The sequence below is a fragment of the Kitasatospora sp. SC0581 genome (genome assembly GCF_048159585.1).
GTDB lineage: Bacteria > Actinomycetota > Actinomycetes > Streptomycetales > Streptomycetaceae > Kitasatospora.
The window spans coordinates 119,566-138,757 of the sequence record NZ_JBLRWA010000021.1 but is presented as its reverse complement, the minus strand read 5'-3'; the positions used below and the strand labels follow the sequence as shown (position 1 = coordinate 138,757).

Below are 19,192 nucleotides of genomic sequence, written 5' to 3'. Positions count from 1 at the left end.
CACCGGATACGGGTACGGCGGGGTGGGGGCGGTGGCGGTGTTCGCCGCGCCGGACGGGACCCCCCGCCTCGCCACCGTCGGGTACGACAAGACGGTGCGGATCTGGAACCCCGCCACCGGCACCCAGGACGGCGAGTTCCTCACCGGCCATGACGGTGCGGTGGGGGCGGTGGCGGTGTTCGCTGCGCCGGACGGGACCCCCCGCCTCGCCACTGGCGGCAACGACGGGACGGTGCGGATCTGGAACCCCGCCACCGGCACCCAGGACGGCCTACCCCTCACTGGCCACGGCGCGGTGAGCACAGTGGTGGCGTTCGCTGCGCCGGACGGGACCCCCCGCCTCGCCACCGGCGGCAACGACCGGGCGGTGCGGATCTGGAACCCCGCCACCGGCACCCAGGACGGCCCGCCCCTCACTGGCCACGGCGCGGTGAGGGCAGCGGCGGTGTTCACCGCGCCGGACGGCACCCCCCGCCTCGCTTCAGCTGGCCGTGACCGGACGGTGCGGATCTGGAACCCCGCCACCGGCACCCAGGACAGCGAGTTCCTCACCGGATACGGCTACGGTGCGGTGGGGGCGGTGGCGGTGTTCGCTGCGCCGGACGGGGCCCCCCGCCTCGCCACCGGCGGCGACGACCGGGCGGTGCGGATCTGGAACCCCGCCACCGGAACCCGGGACGGCCCGCCCCTCACTGGCCATGACGGTGCGGTGGGGGCGGTGGCGGTGTTCGCTGCGCCGGACGGGGCCCCCCGCCTCGCCACCGGCGGCAACGACGGGACGGTGCGGATCTGGAACCCCGCCACCGGAACCCAGGACAGCAAGTTCCTCACTGGCCACGGCGCGGTGAGGGCAGTGGTGGCGTTCGCTGCGCCGGACGGCACCCCCCGCCTCGCCACCGTCGGGTACGACAAGACGGTGCGGATCTGGAACCCCGCCACCGGAACCCAGGACGGCGAGTTCCTCACCGGATACGCCGACTGGGTCTGGACGGTGGTGGCGTTCGCCGCGCCGGACGGGACCCCTCGCCTCGCCACCGGCGGGGATGAGTCGGTGCGGATCTGGAACCCCACCACCGGCACCCAGGACGGCCCACCCCTCACCGGCCATGACGGCGCGGTAAGGGCAGTGGTGGCGTTCGCCGCGCCGGACCGGACCCCCCGCGTCGCTTCAGCCGGCCCCGACCAGACTGTGCGGATCTGGAACCTGCGTACCAGGACCGCACACACGCTGCTCCTGACAGACCCGGTTCACGCACTGACGGAACACCGTGGGCTGCTCATCGCAGGAACCGACTCGGGCTACCTCGCGATCGACATCTCCTCCGTGCCGACCAGCACAGCATGATCGCCAGGACAGTGCCTAGCAGTGCTTTGTTAGGTCGGGGCTGGTCTTGGTCTGGGCAGTGGTCGTTGGCAGGTCGGGCATGTGCCGTTCCAGGTGGCCAGGAGGTGTTGGAGGGCTCTGACCACCTGGTAGAGGGTCATGCCCGAGCAGGCACTTTTGGGCGGCTCCGGGTGAGGGTGACGAAAAGGTGGGCGGCGGTGACGAGGGTGACGTGGCGGTGCCAGCCGGTCCAGGAACGTCCCTCGAAGTGGTCGAGGCCCAGGGCGGTCTTCAGCTCGCGGTAGTCGTGCTCGATCCGCCAGCGGATCTTGGCCAGGCCCACCAGGTCCTCGACGGGTGTGTCGGTGGGCAGGTTGGAAACCCGGTAGTGGGACGGCTCCGGCAGGTGGGCGGGCCACTGGGCCAGCAGCCGGCACGCGGGAACGGTGCCGTCCTCCTCGATCCGGGGCCGGCGTCCGGCCAGCCGGACCCGTAGAACGATGAAGTCGCTGGTCAGGTGGTCGTGGGAGCCGTGTCGCCAGGTGATCGTGCGGGCCGCCGCTCGGCCGGCGGCCCGCACGTGCCCGGCCGGCGGGACAGGTCGGGTGCGGTAGCGGGGTTTGGGGCGGGGGCCGAGTCCGCCGTAGGGCGGCTGGCGGGGGACCGCGTCCGGCGGGTGGGCGGTTGCCAGGCCCTTGACCCGCACGATCCAGTGCAGGACCCGTTCGTCGAGGGCGTTGCGGAAGTGGGCGTTGTCACCGTAGCCGGCATCGGCGACCACGACCGGCGGGGTGAGGTGCCGGGCGGCGAGCTCGTCGAGCATCTCCACCGCCAGGCGCCACTTCGGCCGGTGGCCCTCATCCGCCGGGATGCGGCAGTGGGCCCGCCGCCGCCCGGTTCGGGCGGCGGCGGCCTCATCCGCAGCATGTTCCGGGTCCCAGGCAGCGGGCAGGAACAGGCGCCGGTCGAGCGAACAGGACGCCGTGTCAGTGACCGCGTGGACACTCACCCCGATCTGGCAGTTGCCGATCTTGCCGAGTGTTCCGGAGTACTGGCGGGCCACCCCGGGCGAGGCCGCGCCGTCCTTCGGGAACCCGGTGTCGTCGATCACCCAGGCGGCCGGTGTCAGCGCCTGCACGGCCCGCCGGGCGATCCGGGCGCGGACCTCCTCGACCGGCCAGGTCGAGGAGGAGATGAACTGCTGCAAGCGCTGGTGGTCGACGCCCAGGCGCTCGGCCATCGGCTGCATCGACTTGCGCCGCCCGTCCAGCAACAGGCCACACAGGTAGCTCAGGCCCTTGTCCTGCTGATCGGAACGTCGCAGCGGACCGAACACGTCCGCTGCGAACGTCTCCAACTCATCACGTAACACTGCCCAGTTCGTCCGGAGTCACACCGACAGCGAACCGCCGAACAGCCGACATGCCCAGACCCCGCGCAGCACGTAACAAAGCACTACTAGGCAGTGTCCTGCCGATCAGGTGAGTCGTTGAGCGAGCGAAGGGCGACTGCTCTCTGCGAGGTTTGACACTCTCGTCCACGCTCGGGCCGTGCTGACCCATCTCCGGCCCCGGAAAGCATCTTGGGCCGTCGGGCGCCGTGAAGGTGGCCATGTCGTCGGACACGGTCGTGTCCGGCGGGCCGGATGTCGTGCATGAGGCTGACGCCCTGCCCCATCAGCCAGGGCAGCTCCTCCCAGTCGGCCTCGGTGGCGGGCACGGGCGGTAGCACGTTGAACGTGCGCAGCACGGTCTCTTGTCCCTGGAAGACTGTGGTACCGACCTGTTCGAGTCCGCCACGGACGGTCGGCACCTCGGCCAGCCGGTCGTTCCATTCGGACACCACACGGTCGCGCTGCACCCGCGTCGGATTGAACTCCGGCCACTCAGGGCCGAAGATCCCGGTGCGTACGGTGTCCTCGCCCAGCGCCGCGACCAGGCGGCGGTGGTGCTCGGGATGGACCTGAGCTTCGCGCGAGGCGACCAGGCGGGTACCCACCCACACACCGTCGGCGCCCAGGCACAGGGCCGCGGCGACCTGACGCCCGTCGGTGATTCCGCCCGCGGCGAGGACCAGGGCGCGATCTCCCACGGCGTCCACGACGGCGGGCACACCGACGATGGTGGGCAGACCGCCATAGGTGTGCCCGCCAGCCTCCCAGCCCTGGGCGACCACGACCTCAATGCCGTCGTCGACGGCACGTTCAGCCGCGTCGGCGGAGCCGACCTGGGGTGTGGAGTCGCACCGGTTGCGGTACTTCGTCGCGGTGGTCGGCGGGGGTGTCCGGCTGCCGGCCGGCGAACCTGTCAATCGGCCGCCGGGGTGATCTCGTACATTCCGGGGCCGTCCAGGTAGCGCACCGTGTTGAGGTCGCGCTGCAGAACGGCGTCCACCGGGTGGCTGAGCGTCAGAGTGACCGGATACTCGCGGTCGTAGGTGGTTGAGGTGATGGCGTCACCGGGCTTCACCAGCTCGGTGAGGGAGTGGAAGCTCGCCAGTTGCTCGAGCTGGTCGAGCGCGCGGTAGCCCCGCAGCCGGCCCGTGGCCGGAGCGACCAGTGCCGCCCAGGCGAACGCGTGCTGCCGCTGGTAGGGCCGGCCCGCCCGGGCCCGGAACCGCTCGGGCCGGACGTAGGCGTCGACGGTCCACTCCAGCTGGCCCTCGCCCAGGACCTCGGCCGTGTAGTAGGGCAGCCCCGAGACACGGGCACCCACCTCGACCAGTCGCGGGCCGTCCGGGGTCAGCTTGATCTCCAGGTGTGCCGCGCCGTACCGGATGCCGAGGGCGTCCAGCACCCGGCGGCCGTAGCCGAAGAGCTCGCCGACCGGCTGTTCGTCGCAGCGCAGCAGCACCTGCGCGGTCACCAGGTCCCGCACCCCGTTGGCCTGGATCCGCTCGGTGCGCCAGGCGTCGGTCAGCTGGTGCACACCCGCGCAACTGACCGTGTTCACGATGTACTCGGCGCCCACCAGGTACTCCTGGGCGACGACCTCGGTGATCGGCTCGCCCAGCACCACGCGGCGGTCGCGGAGCGCGCGCAGCGCGGCGACCGAGTCCTGCAGAGCGTCGCAGAACGACACGCCGTCGCCCCAGTAGCCGCGCAGGGGTTTGATGACCACGGTCCCGCCCAGTTCCTCGTGCCAGGCCAGCAGTTCGGCCTCGTCACCGGTTCGCAGCTGCCGCATGCCGGGGACGCCCTGAGCCTTGATCGTTTCGATCTGCACGTACTTGTCGCGCCGCGCGCTGCTCAGGGCGGTGCCGTTGGAGGCCAGCCCCAGCCGTTCGGAGAGGGCGTCGGCGAGCTCCACCCCGGTCTCGCGACCGGCCAGGACCGCGACCGGCCCCAGCGCGGCGAGTTGTGCGGTCAGGACGTCCAACTCGCCGTCGTGGACGAGCACATGACCGAAGGCCCGGTCGTCCACCGGATCGAGTCCGACCGGAGGGGCGGGAGTGCTCCGGACCTGGATCACCTCGCCGCCCAGTGCGCCGAAGGCGCCGGTGAACCCGGAGGACGTGCCGAACGCGTCGACGACCGCGACACGGAATGCTGACATCGGTTGCCTGCCTACTGGTTGGCCGGAGCGGAGCCGGGGTGGATGAGATCGGCGCGAAGCGCGAGGAGCCGGTACACCGCATTGGTGAGCACGTGCCGGACGCTGAACCCCGACGTGCCGGGGTCCCGGCCGTCCAGGATGTCGTGTTCGCCGCCCTGCTCGCGGATACCGCGACGGGTCAGCCCGGTCCGCTCCCGGAACGCCTCGGGGAGCGCGTGCCGGGTGACGCCCAGGTGCGCCATCCGGAAGTCCACGAACTTGTCGATCACCCTGACCAGCCGGGCGCGCCCCGCGCGGTCGAGCACCAGCCGTCCCTCCCGCAGCCGCTGGGACACGTTCGCCCCGCGGATGGAATCGCCGCGCCACCGCGCGATGGCGGGCCGCGACCACGAGGGGAAGTAGGACATCGACTGGTCCAGGAAGACGCCGTACTCCTTCGACGGCGGCAGCAGGGCCAGTTCGAGGAGGTGGACACTGGGCATGAACGCACCGCTCGCGCCGCGCGGGCCGCCGGGATGCCCCATGTGGTAAGGGCGGAACCGGTTGAACGCCTGCTGGGACAGCTTGCGGTACCTGGCCATGTACCGGGTGAACTCCGCGAGGTGCTCGACGACGTCGTCCAGGACCGCGGCCGGTCGGGCGGCGGCCGTCGGCAGGACCAGCGAGCGCAGGCCGTAGGCGGCCGATTTGGCCCATGGTTCGGAGAGGTGGTGGCCGAGGTAGAAGTCCCGTTCGTGAGGGGCGTCCCGGCCCGCGGAGAACACCCGGATGTCCCCGCTGCGCCGGTGTTCCTCGCAGTTGACGTCGATCAGGAGCTCATAGCTCAGATGGGGATCCAGGGCGGGGAACCTGCCGCACTGGGCGGATATCAGCTCGGCCAGGGCGCGGGGTGCGGCCTGCGGCCCCGCGGGCGCGTAGCCGCTGAGCAGGAAGAGCAGGTCGAGCTGGAGGAGACGCGCGGTCCGCTCGTCGCCGTCGGAGAGGCACTGCGGAGTGACGTTCCGGAGCATCTGCTCCTGGGAGTCGGCAAGTTGATGGTACGTCAGGCGGCCCGCCGAAAGGTCGCCGAGGGCGGCGGGAAGGCTGCACAGGACGTAGTCGCGCAGCGGTGAGCCCGAGCGCCCGGGGGCGGGAGAGGTGTGCTGCCGGGGGTGTGCGACACCGTCGAAGAGCTGGCTGCTGTTCACGTCTTCTCCTTGCGGGCCGCCGCGACGGGCCGTGACGGCGCTGGGGTTGGTGTTGCCCGGGGGCCGGTCGCCTGCTGGATCCCGTGCCGGCGGCGTCGAGGCCGCGGACGACGAGCGCGGCCGTCGAACGGTGCGTTCCGGTGGAGGGGGCACGACGGGTCGAGCGGGCCCGCGGGTCCAAGCGTGCTTCACCGCTACGCGTCGGCACATCGGTCATCTGACGGCGGGGGCCGACCGGTTGACGGCGTCGGCCACGTCGGGCGGTGAGCCGTGACCGGGGTGAGCGGTCCTGGTTCGGGCTGGACGAGGAGTCCGGGGCAGAGCGGACGCACCGTCAAATGACCGATGTGGAACAGAAGTACCGAGCCGATGATGGAGAGCACACGCCCGCCCCGAAGGCGGCGCCCCGTCTGTGCCTCCCGTCATCAGCAGCCCGCTGTCCGACAGCGCCGGAGCGGTCGCCGGCAGTGGCCGGGTGTTCCGGGCGCAGAGCCGGGCCCGGTCCTTCCGGCGGCACCATCACACACACGGAAAGGTGATTCACATGTTCACACCCAGGGCCGTGCTCCGCGGCTCGGCCGCCACGGCGATGGTCGTCGCCGCCCTGACCGGCCTCGGCGCCGGAACGGCACACGCCGCCGGCTGGCCTCCGTTGCAGCCGGGCGCCCGCCTCTACTCGGGCACCGGCGGGAGCGGCGCGGTGACCGCGGTCGACCTCGACGACTTCGGCACGTGCCACACGCTGGCGGCACCCGCCCGATCGGTCCAGGTCGCCTCCGGCTCCGCGTCCGTGGTGCTGTACTCCGGCGCGGGCTGCTCCGGCGCCACCCCGTGGGCCACCGGCTCGCTGGCCCAGTTCAACCTGCCGTGGCCGGTGCTGAGCTACCGGGTGGTCCCGGCCTGACGCCACCCGGACCAGGGCGGTACGGCCCTCGGCGACCTCTTCGCACGGAGGCCTCGAAGCCCCTGTCACGAGGGGCGCCGGGGTAGGCCGGTGACGCCCGACGGCGGGCGGAACACCTCACATCCCGTTCCGACAGAAGGAGTCCACTGGAACGAGGTCGACAGGAGCGGCCACTTCGCCGTCCGGGACCAGCCGCGGCTCCTGGCCGAAGAACTCCGCGCCGCCTTCAGGACGCTGAGGTGACACGGCGCGGTGGTGCCGGGCCCCGCACCACCGCGCGTGCCACCGGCTGACCGCCGCGCGCCGGTCGTGACGGAACCCGTGCGACTCGGCCGGCCCCGCCCTTCGTAGGATGGGTGCAGCTCCTCCGGGAGGAACTCTCCCCGGAGGTGCCATGCCGCAGTCCGCGAACCACCAGCTCATCGGGCGTACCCGGGAGGTGGAGGTGCTGGACCGTCTGCTGCGCGAGGTGGGCGACGGGCGCAGCCGGGTGCTGGTGCTGCGAGGTGAGGCGGGTGTCGGCAAGTCGGCGCTGCTCGACCACCTGGCCGGGCAGGCGGGGCAGTGGCAGGTGGTACGCGCGGCCGGTGTCGAGGCCGAGGCCGAGTTCGCCTATGCGGCCCTGCAACGGCTGTGCGCCCCGCTGTTGTCGCACCTCGGCCGGCTGCCGGAGGTGCAGCAGGACGCGCTGCGGGTCGCGTTCGGTCTGAGTACGGGAAACCCGCCCGAGATGCTGCTGGTGGGGCTCGCGGTCCTCGGTCTCCTCGCCGAGGCGGCGGCCCGGTCCGCGCTGGTGTGCCTGGTCGACGACGCGCAGTGGCTGGACCTGATGTCCCGGCGAATCCTGGCGTTCGTCGGGCGCCGGCTGGACGCGGAATCGGTGGCGCTGGTGTTCGCCGAGCGGATCACCGACGGGAAGGCGGAGGACGAGGGCCTTTCCGGTCTGCCGGACCTTCCGCTGGGCGGGCTGGCCGATGCGGACGCCCGGGCGCTGCTGGACGGCGTGCTGCCGGGGCCGGTCGACGCCCGGGTACGGGACCGGATCGTGGCCGAGACCGGCGGGAATCCGCTCGCCCTGCTGGAGCTGCCCCGGGGCCTGTCGCCGGCGGAGTTGGCGTTCGGCTTCGGCGGGCCCGGCGCCGGCCCGCTGGCGACCCGGCTCGAGGACGGCTTCCGCCGGCGCGTCGACGCCCTGCCGGCCGACACCCGAGCCCTGCTGCTGGTCGCGGCGGTCGAACCGGTCGGCGACGGGCCGCTGTTGTGGCACGCCCTGCGTCTGCTGGGCATCGGGCCGGAGGCCGTGGCGCCGGCCGAGGCCGCGGACCTGATCACCCTGGGAGCCGCCGTGCGGTTCCGGCACCCGCTGGTGCGTTCGGCGGTGTGGCGCGGCGCGGATGCCGCGGCGCTGCACGCGGCGCACGCGGCCCTGGCCGAGGCCACCGACGCCGAGCGCGACCCCGACCGGCGGGCCTGGCACCGGGCCCACGCCGCGGTCGGGCCGGACGAACAGGTGGCGGCCGCACTGGAGAGCTCCGCCGACCGGGCCCTGGCACGCGGCGGCCGGGCGGCCGCCGCCTCCTTCCTGGAACGTGCCGCCGCGCTCACCCCTTGCCCGGAGGCGCGGGCGCGGCGCGCTCTGGCGGCCGCGGCGGCCCATGTCGCCGCGGGCGTGCCGGCCCGGGTGCCCGACCTGCTCGCCGCCGCGGAGCTGGGGCCGCTGGACCGGCTGCAGCAGGCCCATGCCGGCCGGCTGCGGGCCAAGGCGTCGTCCATGACCGACTCGGGGAGGGGCGCGGTGCAGCCGCTGCTCGACGCGGCGGGTCGGCTCAGGGACCTCGACCCGGCCCTCGCGCGGGAGACCTGCCTCGCGGCGTACGACGCGGCCATCTGGGTCGGCCGGTACGACGAAGGCGCACTGCGCCGGGTCGCCGAGGCCGCTCGAGACCTGCCGCCCGGCGAGGAGCCGGCGGGAGTCTTCCTCAGGGCCCTGGTCGCCCGGAGCGTGGACGGGCCGGCTGCCGTCTTCCCGCAGCTGGCACGGGCGCTGCGCTCCCTCACCGACGAGGAGGACCCGTCCGTCCTGTGGGCGGCCGCGAACGCCGCCGCGGAGCTGGGCGATCTCCAGGGCTGGCTGGACATCGGCGGCCGGGCGGTCCGCTTCGCACGCCGGACGGGAACCCTGTCGCTCCTCTCGACGGCGCTGCCCTACCAGGCGTCCGCGCTGGGCTTCGCGGGGCGTTTCTCCCCAGCGGGCGACCTGCTGGCCGAGGCCGCGGCCCTGGACAAGGTCACCGGCTCGGTGGCGCGCACGGCCACGGCGGCCTTGATCAGCGCGTACCAGGGACGGGAACGACCGGCCCTGGAAGCGATCGAGGCGATGGAACACGAGGGCGAGCAGCGCGGCCTGGGCCGACTCGTCGGCGTAGCCGCGTGCGCGAGGGCTGTGCTCCACAACGGCCTGGGCAACTATCCGCTCGCCATGGAAGCGGCGCTCCGGGGCGGGGAGTACCAGGACCTCGTGGTGCACGTCTGGACGTGCGGCGAGCTGGTCGAGGCCGCGACCAGGGCCGGCGAGCCGGCCGTGGCGGCCGGGGCGCGCGAGCGGCTCGCCGACTGGAGCCGGGCCGGCACGCCCTGGGCCCTGGGCGCGCACGCGGTCGCCGAAGCCCTGACCGGAGCACCCGAGCAGGCCGAGGACCGCTACCGCGAGGCCGTCGACCACTTCGGCCGCGGCGGGCTCGGCGTGTTCGAGACCCGGGCCCGACTGCTGTACGGGGAGTGGCTGCGCCGCCGGAACCGGCGCGCGCAGGCCCGTACCGAGCTGCGGGCGGCGTACGAGGCGGCCGGGCGCACGGGTATGGAGGGGTTCGCCGAGCGGGCCCGGCGTGAGCTGCTCGCCACCGGTGAGACGGTTCGCAAGAGGACCGTCGGCGCGCCGGTCCTGACCCCGCAGGAGGCGCGGATCGCCCGCCTCGCGGCCGACGGGCACCCGAACGCGGAGATCGGCGAGCACCTGTTCCTGAGCCCCCGTACGGTCGAGTGGCACCTGCGCAAGGTCTTCGCCAAGCTGGGGATCTCCTCCCGTCGAGAGATCGACGGCGCCCTGTCCGTACGGTGACGGCCGTGCGGTGACGGCGATGCGGTGACGGCCGTCCGGTGACGGCCGTGCGGGATCAGCAGGGGTCACAGATGGTCGGCGTCCACCACGGCCTGGGCGAACGCCGTCGGCGCCTCCTGCGGCGCGTTGTGGCCGATGCCGGTGAGGACGCGGTGCTCGTAGGGGCCGGTGAAGAACTTCCGGTACCCACTGCCGTCGGTGGTGGGCAGGAACGGGTCGAGGGCGGGGTCCACGGCGATGGCCGGCACCGTGACGGGCGGTCGGGCCGCGAGCAGCCGCTCGTAGTGCTCGTAGCGGCGCTCGCCGTCGGCCAGGCCCAGACGCCAGCGGTAGTTGTGGATCACGATGGCGGCGTAGTCGGGGTTCTCGAACGCCGCCGCGGTGCGTTCGAAGGTGGCGTCGTCGAACCTCCAGGTGGGGGAGGTCTCCTCCCACACCAGCCGGCACAGGTCGTGCCGGTTCTGCCTGGTCTCCATGGCGACGCGGCCGCGGTCGGTGGCGAAGTAGTACTGGTACCACCAGGTGCGCTCGGCCTTCGGCAGCAGCGGGTTCTTCTGCGAGGGGAGGTTGACGATCAGGTAACCGCTCACCGCCACCAGGGCCTTGACCCGCTCCGGCCACAGCGCCGCGACGGTGCCGGCGGCCCGCGAGCCCCAGTCGAAGCCGGCCAGCACCGCCTCGGGGATCTTCAGGGCGTCCATCAGGGCGATGACGTCGAGGGCGATCGCGGACTGCTGCCCGGTACGGACGGTCGTCGGGGACAGGAAGGTGGTGGTGCCGTGGCCCCGCAGGTACGGCACGATCACCCGGTAGCCGGCGTCCGCCAGCAGCGGCGCCACGTCGACATAGCTGTGGATGTCGTAGGGCCAGCCGTGCAGGCAGATGACCACGGGCCCGTGCTTCGGCCCGGCCTCGGCGTAGCCGATGTCGAGCACGCCGGCCTGGACCCGCTTCAGGTCGGTGAACGTGGTGTGGGTGCCCGCGGTGACGGCCGGGACGACCGGGGCCGGGCGGCCGGGCCGGTCGGAACCGGCCGCGAGGGCGGCAGGCGCGTTCGAGACCGCGCCGACCGACACGGCCGTGGCGCCCATGCCGAGACCGACCGCTTTGGTGAAGGCACGCCTGTCGATCATGTCTGATCCTTCCTGGAGACCCGCTGGTGCCTCCACTGTTCTCCGGCCGCCGGCCGGCCGCATCGGTCACATGACGTCGAGACGCAGGAAGGCGCCCGCGGACCCGCGAAGGGTCTGCCGGGGCGCCGGATTCAGTCATTCGACTGTGTCCGCCGGCCTGCCGCTCGGTGATCCTCGATGGAGCGCCGTGATGCCGGCGGATCGTCGTGCGTGCAATTCGGAAGGTCTGGCCGTGAAACAAACCCCCGTCGTCCTCATCCACGGTGCGTGGTTCCACATGTCCTCCTGGGAGGGCTGGGCCGAGCGGTTCACCGCGTACGGTTACGCGGTGTGCGTCCCGGGCTGGCCCGGCGAAGCCCACACCGTCGACCGGGCCCGCCGCGATCCCGGCCCGCCGCGCGACCTCGGGCTCGCCGCGCTCGTGGCCCACTACGAGCAGGTCGTGCGCGGCTTCGACGACCCGCCGGTCCTCATCGGGCACTCGGCCGGCGGCCTCATCGCCCAGCACCTCCTCGGGGCCGACCTCGGCCGCGCCGCCGTCGCCCTCGCGCCGCTGCCGGCCGGCGGTGTGCCGCCGGCCGACGGCCGGTCCCGGCCGTGGCCGCTGATGTCGGCCGGCCCGACCCGGCACCCGGGCTTCGGGCAGCTGCCGCGCGCCCGGTTCCGACACCTCGTCGTCAACACGGTCGGAGAGGGGGAGGCCGAGCAGCTCTTCGACCGGTACGCCGTCCCGGCCCCGCTCCGGCTGCTCGCGGACCTCGGACTCGACGGCACCGCCACCGGGCCGGCCGGCACCGTCGTGGACACGGCCAATACGGCGCGCGGACCGCTGCTGCTGGTCTCCGGCCAGGAGGACCGGATGGTCCCGGACGCCGTGACCCGCTCGGTCTACAAGCTCTACGGCGACTCCTCCGCCGTGACGGACCTGAAGCAGTTCGCCGATCGGGGGCACTCCCTGGTGTTCGACAGCGGCTGGCGTTCGGTCGCCGACCACGTCCTCGGCTGGCTGGCCGCCAACGGCGTCGAGGCCGTGGCCCCGCAGGGGTGAGCGCGGGCATCAGACCTGCGCCGCGTCGGTCCGGCTCAACGCGTCGCGCAGTGCCGCCCGGGCCGTGATGCCCAGCTTGGGGAAGACGCGGTACAGGTGCGAGCTGACGGTACGCGGCGACAGGTGCATCCGCGCGCCGATCTCCTTGTTCGTCAGGCCGCCGGCGGCCAGGTCGGCGATGCGGCGTTCCTGCCAGGTCAGCGGGGCCACGGTCAGCGTCGGGACGCGGGGCGGGGCCCCGGTGGCGCGCAGTTCGGCCCGGGCCCGTTCGGTCCAGCCGGCCGCGCCCAGCCGCTCGAACACCTCGGCCGCCGGGACCAGGTACTGCCGCGCCGGGGCCGGGCCCTGGACGTGGCGCACCCGGATGCCGTGCGCCAGCCGGATCCGGGCCAGCTCGAACGGGAAGCGGGTGGCCTCCGGCTGGGATTCGGCCCGCGTGAACATCTCGGCGGCCTCCCGCTCGTCCTCGGCGGTCATCGCCAGCGCGCCGTAGGTGATCAGCCCCAGGCGGGGCGACACCTCCGGCAGACCGGCGTCGCGGGCGGCGAGGGCGTGCGCCCGGGCCTGGTCGGCGCGTCCGGTGTGCCGGGCGGCCTCGACGAGATCGAGCAGGGTGCGCGAGGCCTGGTAGGCGTAGGGCCGGAACTTACCCGGCTGGGTGATGCCGATGGCGTAGAGGTACGCGGTCTCGTAGTCGCCGGAGCTCAGCGCGGCGGTCGCGCCGGCGGCGTCGGCGACCTGGGTCAGGAATCCCAGTCCGCGCGGGCGGGCCCAGGCGTCCACCTCGGCCTGCAGGTCCCGGGCCCGCCCGACCTGTCCGCGCAGCGCCGCGAGCTGGGCCAGGTACGCGCGGCTCTGGGCGGCGAACAGCTGGTGGCCGTGCTCGGTCGCCAGGTCCAGGCCGCGTTGTCCGGTGTCCTCGGCCTCGGCCCATTCTCCGACCGTCAACTGGTCGAGCATGATCTGGTGCAGCATGACCATGCCGGTTGCCACGGCCCCGGTCTCCAGCTCGCGGTCGACGACACGTTGCAGGTGGGGGCGGTAGTGGCTCAGGAGGTCGAGGTGGTACGCGGCCGCGCCGAACTGCGTGACGTCCCAGGGTTCCAGATCCGGCAGGGTCGCGGCGGCCTGTCGCACCGGCCCGGCGAAGCCGGCTCCGTGCCTGGTCACGTCGCTCCAGGTGCCGCTGTAGAGACGCGAGCGCCGGGTGAGGAGGCTGCCCAGGGAGGCGAGGAGTTCGTGCGTGCTCTCCCAGGCCGCGCGGTCCCCGCTGTACTGGCTGATCGTCAGGAGCAGGACCACCAGCCGGGTGAGGACCTCGTCAGGTTCGGCTTCGCCGGCAGTCGACGCGACGGCCGACCCGCCGTCCCGGAGCTTCTCGATCGCGGCCGAGACCTGGCGGTGCGTGGAGCGGACGTCCCCGTCCTGGTGGAGCGCCCGGTAGGCGGCCGCCAGCACCGAGGCCGGCGACCCCGTCGAGCCGGGCGTGAGGTCCGCCTGGACCAGCCGGTGCGCCTGGCCGAGGCGGGCGGCGTGAGCGGCGACGAAGGCCGCGTCGGCCAGGCGCCGGGACCGGCCGGTGTGGGTCTCGCTGAGCTCGGCGGCCCGGGTCAGCCAGGCCACGGCCGCCAGCGCGCCGCCGCGCCGGGTCGCCGACTCGGCCGCCGCCTCCAGGATGTCGGCGACGTCCTCGTCCGGATCGACCGTTGCCGCCGCCAGGTGCGTCGCCCGGCGTTCGAGGTTCTCCCGGTGAACCTGTGCCAGCGCCAGGTGGGCGGCGCGGCGCTGGTTGGGAGTGGCCATCCGCACGACGGCGGACCGTACGAGCGGGTGCCGGAAGACGAGATCACCGGTGACCACCTCGATGTCCAGCAGCCCCGCGGCCACCGCCGTGTCGGCGTCACGCATGCCGTAACGGGTGCCGGGGACGGTGTCGGTGCCGCTCGGGGCCCCGGCGCCGTCGAGCGCGCCCATCAGCAGCTCGGTCCGCACCCGCTCGTCGAGGGCGGCGATGCGGGTGCCGAACAGTCGTTGCAGCCGTCGGGGCAACGGCACGCCGTGCTGGCCGATCAGGTCTTCGACCGGGAGATCGCTCGACCGGCCGGCGAAGTGCGCGGGCAGCTCCAGCAGGGCCAGCGGGTTGCCCCGGGCCCGCTCCAGGACGATCCGACGGACCTGTCGGCTCAGCTCCGGGTACCGGTGGTCCAGCAGGCGGGCCGCGTCCTCGTCGGTGAGGGCGGTGACCGGCAGTTCGGGCAGTGCGGCGGTGTCGAAGCGGGACGTGATGTCGCTGCAGACCGCGACCAGCATCTTCGCCGGGCCGCCGGCCAGGCGTCGGCCCACGAAGCCGCAGACGTCGGCGCTGGAGTCGTCCAGCCACTGCGCGTCGTCGAGGACCAGCAGCAGCGGCCGCTGCGCGGCGGAGAGCGACAGCAGGCTGAGCACGGCGATGCCGAGTGCCATGACCGACGGCGGATCGCCCCGTACTCCGCTGAACACGGCGTCGAACACCGCCCGGGTCCCGTCGTCCAGCCGCGCGACGTCGGTGAGCAGCGGATGGAGGACCTGGTGCAGCCCGGCATAGGGCAGCTCGGACTCCGCCTCGACACCGGCGGCCCGGATGACGACCTGGCTCTCCCGCTCCGCCAGCGCGGCGGCGTGGCTCAACAACGAACTCTTGCCGACCCCCGTCTCCCCCCGCAGGACCAGCGCCTGGCCCGTCGCGGCCGTCACGAACGCCGCGAGCTCCGCCTGCTCGTCCTCGCGGCCCACCATCGCCGTGGTGACGCCCCATCGCTGGAACCCGGTCATGTCCCCTTGCCCCTTCCTGATTTCGTTCCCACCGCGCGGCAGCTCCCGCAGCGCCGGCGGGTTGACGCGTGCTTCGACGACGATCGCGTCCCGCACGCGGGGGTGCACCGGACCGGGCGGCATCGAGTCGAGCCACGTCCGGGCGTCGTCGCCGCGGAGCCCGTCCACCCGTGGTTCCGGCAGGCCGGCAAGGCGTCCGGCGCTGGTCGGCGTGCGGGCCCCAGGGCGGTCGTGCCGACGCCGGAAGCCCCTGCCAACAGGCCCCACCCCCGTCAGCTCCTTCGCGGCCATGGAAGCCGTGCGGCGTCCACCGACCACGATCCCGGGACCACGGGCCCGTCGAGCCAGTGTCGAACCCTGGCCAGTACCCTGGCCGGGGGCGGCCGGTGTCCGGCACGGGCGCGGTGGGGCCGGCATCCTCCTGGCCCCCGGGGGCCTGCCGACGGGACGCCACGCCGACGCCCTCCACCACCCGTAGACGCCCGCCGCGCGACGGGTTCCCCTCGCGTCGACTGGCGCGGAGGAGTCCGGGGCCGACGAACACCGACCGAGCGCCCCACCCGCACAACGGAAGCAGAGACATGAGCGATCAGCACACCATCGGCTGGGACGACGCGACCTGGCTCAACCCTCCGCTGGACGCCGTCCACGACGGCTCCGGGCTGCTGGTCACCACCCGGGACCGCAGCGACTTCTGGCGCACCACCGGTTACGGCTTCGTCCGGGACGACGGGCACGCGCTGCTGACCCCCTTGCCGGACGCCAGCGCCGTCGAAGTGACCTTCGTCGCCGACTTCGACGCCCTCTACGACCAGGCCGGACTCATGGTCCGGGTGGACGAGCGGACGTGGATCAAGGCCGGCGTGGAGATGACGGACGGCGTCCCGCACCTGGGCGCCGTCGTCACCCGCGGCCAGTCCGACTGGTCCCTGGCCCCCGTGCCGGACTGGAACGGGCGCCACATCACCGTCCGGGCCAGCCGCGACGGCGATGCCCTGACGATCCGGGCCCGTCGCGACGACGACCCGTGGCGCATGGTCCGGCTCGCCCCGCTGGCACCGGAGGCGGTGGCATCAGCCGGCCCCTTCTGCTGCTCCCCGCAGCGCGAGGGCCTGCAGGTACGGTTCACCGGCTTCCGTCAGGGGCCCGCCGACGCGTCGCTCCACGACCCGGCCGCGGCGTAGACCGAGCGTGCCCCGGCCCCCGCACCTTCCCTGAAGCAGGAAGCATATTTGCGAAAACGGCAAGTCTGTTTGCCGCCTCCGCGATTGCGGGCGCACCCTCGGAGCTGAGGTTCGAGCGCCGCCCCGGTCCCGGTCCGGTCCCGCCGGGAGCGGCGCTCGTGCGCGAACGCACCGGAAGAGGAGAGCCCCGCCATGGCCGCAAAGTCCACCCGCTTCGTGGAGAGTGTCACCGAACAGACCTTCCCCGCCCGCGTGTTGAAGGCGGAGCACCCCGTCCTGGTCCAGTTCTGGGCCGCGTGGTGCGGGCCGTGCATCAGGGTCACTCCCATCGTCGAGGCGTTGGCCGCCGAGCACGCGGGTGTCCTGGACGTCGTCAAGATCAACGTCGATGAGGAGCCCGGACTGGCGGAGCGGCACGGGGTCACGTCGATCCCCGCCTTCGTGGTCTACGCCGACGGCGCCGTCTCGACGGCGTGGACGGGTGCCGCGCCGAAGCCGGTCCTGGAGCGCCAACTCGCCCCCTTCCTCCGCTGAGCGCGGACCCGGACCGACCCACGAAGGAAGGCATGGACTCATGAACCCGCAGCACGACCAGGACCTCGGGTGGGACGCCTCCGGCGCGCTCCGGGAACGCGAAGCCGGCGTGCACGCCCCCGCTCTCCTACGGGCCGTGGAGTGGTTGCGGGGTCTGCTGCGGATCGGCGGCGGCGGACACGCCCCCGTCCACCGGGTGCTGGACGTCGGCAGCGGGCCTGGCGTGGTGACCTGCCTGTTGGCGCAGACCTTCCCGGACGCCGAGGTCGTAGCCGTCGACCGGTCGCCCGGCCTCCTGGAGCAGGTCCGTTCGCGTGCGGCGGCTCAGGGGGTGGCGGACCGCGTCGTCACTCAACTGACGGACGTCAGCGGCGAGTTCGACGCGCTGGGTGCCGCCGACCTGATCTGGAGTCGTCACGGTGTCCAGCAGGTGGGGGACCAGCAGGCGGCACTGCGCTCCCTGGTCGCCTGCCTGCGGCCGGGCGGGCTCCTCGCCGTCGCCGAGAGCGGGCTTCCCCCGCGTTTCCTGCCCCGCGACATCGGCACGGGGCGTCCGGGCTTGCAGGCCCGCCTGGACGCGGCCGCCGAGGATGCCTTCGGCGCGATGCGCGACCAACTGCCGGGCGCGGCCGCGACGGTGGAGGACTGGCCGGCCATGCTCGCCCGTGCCGGGCTCGTCCCCAGTGGGACGCGCAGCTTCTTCACCGATCTCACGTCCCCCCTCGGGATGTCGGCGCGGGAGTACCTGCACCTGCGTCTGACCCGGCTGCGCGACCGGATCGGTGACCGGCTGGATCCGGAGGACCGCGCAACGCTGGAGCAGCTCCTGGACAGCGACACGTCCGCGGGCATCCTCGGACGTCCTGACGCCTTCTACCTCACGGCCGACACCGTCCACACCGCCCGGCTGTGCCACGGCGGCGTTCGGCACTGAAACGCTCCTCACCGTGACGAGGCCGCAGCCCAGCAGCTGCGGCCTCGTCGCTCGTCGTGGCCGGTCCGGGCCCGGACCCGGACCCGGACCCGGGCCCGGTGTCGGCGTCGGTGACGCCAGCGGGATCGTCAGCCGTTCTGGCAGCGATCGGGAGCGGGGGCCGCGGGCCGCTCCATCTTGCGCAGTCGTGCGAACGGCGCGGCCGTGGCGAGGGCGAGAGCGATCGCTCCCATGAGCAGGAGGGCGAACCAGCCGCCGGACCTGTCGATGACGACTCCGGCCGCGGCGGACGCCAGCGAGGCGCCGAGGTTCACGGAGGTGTTGATCCAGGTCGACGCCTCCGTCCGGCCGGACTCCGGGACGACGGTGTCGGCGATGAGGTACCCGGTGATGAGGGAGGGGGCGAGGAAGAGGCCGACGAGGGCGAGGCCCGCGGCGAAGAGACCGAGCGGGTGCAGCTGGGACACGAGCACCGCGGCGAGCCCCATGCCGGTGCACAGGGTGAACAGCCTCGCGCCGATTCCCGACGTGAGCTTCAGCTGCCCGTAGAGGAACCCGCCGAGGGCGCTTCCGCCGGCGAAGGCCGCCAGGAGCCAGCCCGAGGCCGCGACGGCGTCACGCTGCGCGGCGACGGCCGGCGCCGCGATCTCCGCGACGCCGAGCACGCCGCCGACGCCCACGAGGACGGTCAACACCCGTGCGAATCCCGGCTGCTGGAGCGGGTGGTCACCCCGCGCGACACCCCCTCCGGTTCCGCGCAGCGCCCCCGACGACGCGCTGGACGTCATCGCCGCGGTGCCGAGGAAGACCGTGGCGGCGGTCACCCAGAGTCCGGTGGCGGGAGACGTGGCCACGATGACCGCGGTGATGACGACGGGACCGCCGACGAAGAGGAGTTCCTCGCACACCGCGTCGATGCTGAACGCCTTCGTCCGCTGGTCGCCGGCGGTCGTGAGCGACGCCCAGATCATCCGCATCGCGGCCCCCAGGGGCGGCGCCGTCAGGCCGACCACCGCGCCGAGGACGAGGAACCAGGCATCCGCGACGCCCTCGGCTCCCGCGATGAGCGCGAGGGCGACGAACCCCGAGGCCTGGCCTGCCGCCATGGCGGTGAGCGCGATCCGCTGCCCGAGCCGGTCGACGGCCCGGGCGCGCCAGGGGGCGGCGACGACGTTGGCGATCCCGAACGTCGCTGTGGCGAAGCCGGCCTGGGAGTACGAACCCGTACTGGCCTGGACGGCGAGCAGGAGGGCCAGGCCGCCCATCGCGAGGGCGGACCGGGCGACCAGGGCGGGGAGGAAGGCGCGAAGCGCGCCGGGAAGGAGAAGTACTGCGAGCATGAGAAGGCTCCGATGATGCGCGGCCGGAGTCGTGTGCGCGGCCGCCGACGTCTGACGGTGATCGAAGTCCGGAGGGCATGGGGAACCGCACCCTCGACGGATCAGAACCTGGGCGGGAGGG

General features: G+C 73.5%; 14 protein-coding genes. 7 read left to right on the top strand and 7 right to left on the bottom strand.

The genetic code is table 11. The annotated features are described in order from the left end of the window. The coding region (locus ACLWS4_RS26850) for a WD40 repeat domain-containing protein (RefSeq protein WP_416875433.1) at positions 1-1,345 on the top strand (1,345 nt) is incomplete at its 5' end. 136 nt (positions 1,346-1,481) lie between these two features. Here the strand turns inward: ACLWS4_RS26850 and ACLWS4_RS26845 are convergent. The 4 genes from ACLWS4_RS26845 to ACLWS4_RS26830 all read right to left on the bottom strand — a co-directional run bounded on the left by ACLWS4_RS26845 (position 1,482) and on the right by ACLWS4_RS26830 (position 6,065). Continuing rightward, entirely contained in the window at positions 1,482-2,696 is a 1,215-nt protein-coding gene (locus tag ACLWS4_RS26845) for an IS701 family transposase (RefSeq protein WP_416875432.1), read from the bottom strand. An 86-nt stretch (positions 2,697-2,782) separates the two neighbouring features. After that, positions 2,783-3,634 (bottom strand): NAD(P)H-dependent flavin oxidoreductase, encoded by an 852-nt coding sequence (locus ACLWS4_RS26840; RefSeq protein WP_416875431.1) that lies wholly within the window; start codon positions 3,632-3,634, stop codon positions 2,783-2,785. Next, positions 3,631-4,878 (bottom strand): ATP-grasp domain-containing protein, encoded by a 1,248-nt coding sequence (locus ACLWS4_RS26835; protein ID WP_416875430.1) that lies wholly within the window; start codon positions 4,876-4,878, stop codon positions 3,631-3,633. The genes ACLWS4_RS26840 and ACLWS4_RS26835 overlap by 4 nt, the downstream gene beginning before the upstream one ends. An 11-nt stretch (positions 4,879-4,889) precedes the next feature. Beyond that, positions 4,890-6,065 (bottom strand): hypothetical protein, encoded by a 1,176-nt coding sequence (locus ACLWS4_RS26830; RefSeq protein WP_416875429.1) that lies wholly within the window; start codon positions 6,063-6,065, stop codon positions 4,890-4,892. 544 nt (positions 6,066-6,609) lie between these two features. On the opposite strand from ACLWS4_RS26830, the gene ACLWS4_RS26825 reads away from it, so the two are divergent. Beyond that, entirely contained in the window at positions 6,610-6,969 is a 360-nt protein-coding gene (locus ACLWS4_RS26825) for a hypothetical protein (RefSeq protein WP_049650083.1), read from the top strand. Positions 6,970-7,363: 394 nt separating this feature from the next. Continuing rightward, on the top strand, positions 7,364-10,087 hold the full coding sequence (locus tag ACLWS4_RS26820; protein WP_416875428.1) for an AAA family ATPase: 2,724 nt from the start codon (positions 7,364-7,366) through the stop codon (positions 10,085-10,087). 65 nt (positions 10,088-10,152) lie between these two features. Here the strand turns inward: ACLWS4_RS26820 and ACLWS4_RS26815 are convergent, their stop codons facing one another. Next, positions 10,153-11,220 carry an alpha/beta fold hydrolase gene (locus tag ACLWS4_RS26815; protein WP_416875427.1) on the bottom strand — a complete coding sequence of 356 codons (1,068 nt, stop codon included), beginning with the start codon at positions 11,218-11,220 and terminating at the stop codon, positions 10,153-10,155. A 232-nt stretch (positions 11,221-11,452) separates the two neighbouring features. Here ACLWS4_RS26815 and ACLWS4_RS26810 point away from each other — a divergent pair, with 232 nt between their 5' ends. Then, positions 11,453-12,268, top strand: a complete 816-nt coding sequence (locus ACLWS4_RS26810; protein ID WP_416875426.1) for an alpha/beta hydrolase — start codon at positions 11,453-11,455, stop codon at positions 12,266-12,268. Positions 12,269-12,277: 9 nt separating this feature from the next. Here ACLWS4_RS26810 and ACLWS4_RS26805 read toward each other — a convergent pair whose 3' ends face one another. Beyond that, positions 12,278-15,079, bottom strand: coding sequence for a helix-turn-helix transcriptional regulator (locus ACLWS4_RS26805; protein WP_416875425.1), 2,802 nt, complete (start codon positions 15,077-15,079; stop codon positions 12,278-12,280). Positions 15,080-15,660: 581 nt separating this feature from the next. Here ACLWS4_RS26805 and ACLWS4_RS26800 point away from each other — a divergent pair. The 3 genes from ACLWS4_RS26800 (at position 15,661) to ACLWS4_RS26790 (ending at position 17,731) form a co-directional block, all read left to right on the top strand. After that, positions 15,661-16,263: a DUF1349 domain-containing protein gene (locus tag ACLWS4_RS26800; RefSeq protein ID WP_416875424.1), complete on the top strand. Its 603-nt coding sequence runs from the start codon at positions 15,661-15,663 to the stop codon at positions 16,261-16,263. Between the two features lie 192 nt (positions 16,264-16,455). Further along, positions 16,456-16,797, top strand: a complete 342-nt coding sequence (locus tag ACLWS4_RS26795; protein ID WP_416875423.1) for a thioredoxin family protein — start codon at positions 16,456-16,458, stop codon at positions 16,795-16,797. 40 nt (positions 16,798-16,837) lie between these two features. Then, on the top strand, positions 16,838-17,731 hold the full coding sequence (locus tag ACLWS4_RS26790) for a class I SAM-dependent methyltransferase (RefSeq protein WP_387973272.1): 894 nt from the start codon (positions 16,838-16,840) through the stop codon (positions 17,729-17,731). A 128-nt stretch (positions 17,732-17,859) separates the two neighbouring features. On the opposite strand, the gene ACLWS4_RS26785 is transcribed toward ACLWS4_RS26790, so the two are convergent. Next, entirely contained in the window at positions 17,860-19,071 is a 1,212-nt protein-coding gene (locus ACLWS4_RS26785; protein WP_416875422.1) for an MFS transporter, read from the bottom strand. Between the last annotated feature and the right edge of the window lie 121 nt (positions 19,072-19,192).

Excerpts from the sequence above, each read along its gene's own strand:
- ACLWS4_RS26835 (WP_416875430.1), bottom strand. The coding sequence starts at position 4,878 with ATGTCAGCATTCCGTGTCGCGGTCGTCGACGCGTTCGGCACGTCCTCC.
- ACLWS4_RS26825 (WP_049650083.1), top strand. The coding sequence starts at position 6,610 with ATGTTCACACCCAGGGCCGTGCTCCGCGGCTCGGCCGCCACGGCGATG.
- ACLWS4_RS26820 (WP_416875428.1), top strand. The coding sequence starts at position 7,364 with ATGCCGCAGTCCGCGAACCACCAGCTCATCGGGCGTACCCGGGAGGTG.
- ACLWS4_RS26815 (WP_416875427.1), bottom strand. The coding sequence starts at position 11,220 with ATGATCGACAGGCGTGCCTTCACCAAAGCGGTCGGTCTCGGCATGGGC.
- ACLWS4_RS26805 (WP_416875425.1), bottom strand. The coding sequence starts at position 15,079 with ATGACCGGGTTCCAGCGATGGGGCGTCACCACGGCGATGGTGGGCCGC.
- ACLWS4_RS26800 (WP_416875424.1), top strand. The coding sequence starts at position 15,661 with ATGAGCGATCAGCACACCATCGGCTGGGACGACGCGACCTGGCTCAAC.
- ACLWS4_RS26795 (WP_416875423.1), top strand. The coding sequence starts at position 16,456 with ATGGCCGCAAAGTCCACCCGCTTCGTGGAGAGTGTCACCGAACAGACC.
- ACLWS4_RS26790 (WP_387973272.1), top strand. The coding sequence starts at position 16,838 with ATGAACCCGCAGCACGACCAGGACCTCGGGTGGGACGCCTCCGGCGCG.
- ACLWS4_RS26785 (WP_416875422.1), bottom strand. The coding sequence starts at position 19,071 with ATGCTCGCAGTACTTCTCCTTCCCGGCGCGCTTCGCGCCTTCCTCCCC.